Annotated in this window: 1 protein-coding gene; it reads right to left on the reverse strand. The window is 57.8% G+C overall.

What is annotated here, in order from left to right:
- Window positions 1-168 precede the first annotated feature (168 nt).
- A complete protein-coding gene (locus A3754_RS05420; protein WP_063519027.1) occupies window positions 169-1,101 on the reverse strand; it encodes an IS110 family transposase in 933 nt (310 codons plus the stop codon).
- Window positions 1,102-1,384 lie beyond the last annotated feature (283 nt).

Here is a 1,384-nt window from a genome sequence, read left to right on the forward strand (position 1 = left end):
CGATCATGGGCATCGCCGTGGCCATGCTCTCCATCACCGGCCTGGTGATCTGGTGGAAGAAACGCAAGGCGAGGGTGGCCAGCAGAAAGCGTAAACAGGAAATGGCCTTGAACTCCGCCACCTACCNNTAAGCNCCTGTAGGAGATTCTATGTTGTCCACCCCAGTCTTCATGAGGCAGGGGCCGGCTGATAGTCGGTGCCATTTTTCATAAGCGCGAAGGCGATACGAACCAGTTTGCGCGCCAGGATGACTAACGCTTGGGTAGTTGCCAGCCCTCGATCCAGATAAGCCTGATAGACCCCTGCCCAACGCTTGCTCCGGCGAGCGGCCATGGCCGCGCAGTAAAGCAGCCTGCGAGCTTCTGAGTCCCCTTTCTTGGTCAGTTTTCGCTTGCCGGTTTTGGTGCCTGAGTCTCTCACGTGAACGTCCATCCCCAGGAAGGCCACGAAGGCATCACTGTTCCTGAAGTCGCCCCTTAAGAAGGCCATGACCAGAGCGTAGGCGGTCAGATCGCCCACGCCCTCCAGGGCCTTGCACCGTTGCACCTGTTCGCTGAGCCCAGCGTCTCTTACCGTGTCGCGAAGGTGTTTCTGGATCTGTGCATCCAGCGTGTTGATCTGAGAGATCAACCTCTTCAAGCCCGCTTTGAGTAGCGGCTCTGCACCCAGGCTTTGCTGGATAATGGTTCGTGCCTTGACCAGTGCCGCACGGCGGCGCAGTAGGGTCTGCAGCGTCCGATACGCCTTGGGTGGCGGACTCCAGCGGCGCAAGGCCCCTTTTTCATGTTGCAGATGGCGGGCAAGTAGCTGCGCATCAGAGGCGTCCGTTTTTGCGCGACCACCTGTGCCCTTGCGGTAATGGTGGAGGCGAGAACCATCAATCACGTAGATGTGGTGGCCTTTACGGTGGGCCAGCTCAATGACATCCATGTGATAAGTGCCAGTGGCCTCGATGGCTATCTCGCAGAGGGAAGGCAGATCCTTGAGCCAAGCCCGAATGGCTTGGGGTGTGTTCTCAATGGAATAGGTCTGGCCCAGGAAATAGATGACCAACTCGGCCTTGGCCACGTCGATGCCGATAATGGAGGATTCTACTTGCATTGCCACTGAACAGCCCCTTGCGCTAGGTTACACATGCTTGTCGGGGCGCACCTGAACGCTGGCTTGCTAGGTATCGTCGGTCTGAGGTGCAACTCAGCCGATGGATTCTTTATCGGCGTATGAATAGGTGCGGGGTGGGGCCAAATCTCCTACCGTCTGTACCCTTGGGTCAGATGCTCCTTTGGTCCCTCCACCCCGGCAAGTCCTGCATGGTTGCAGGAAGAGCATTCAAACATACAAGTACCTCTCGAGGTGCGAACCGCGCGTGAGCGCGAAAGTTGGC

This window comes from Alcanivorax sp. HI0083, from assembly GCF_001635175.1.

Excerpts from the sequence above, each read along its gene's own strand:
- A3754_RS05420 (WP_063519027.1), bottom strand. The coding sequence starts at position 1,101 with ATGCAAGTAGAATCCTCCATTATCGGCATCGACGTGGCCAAGGCCGAG.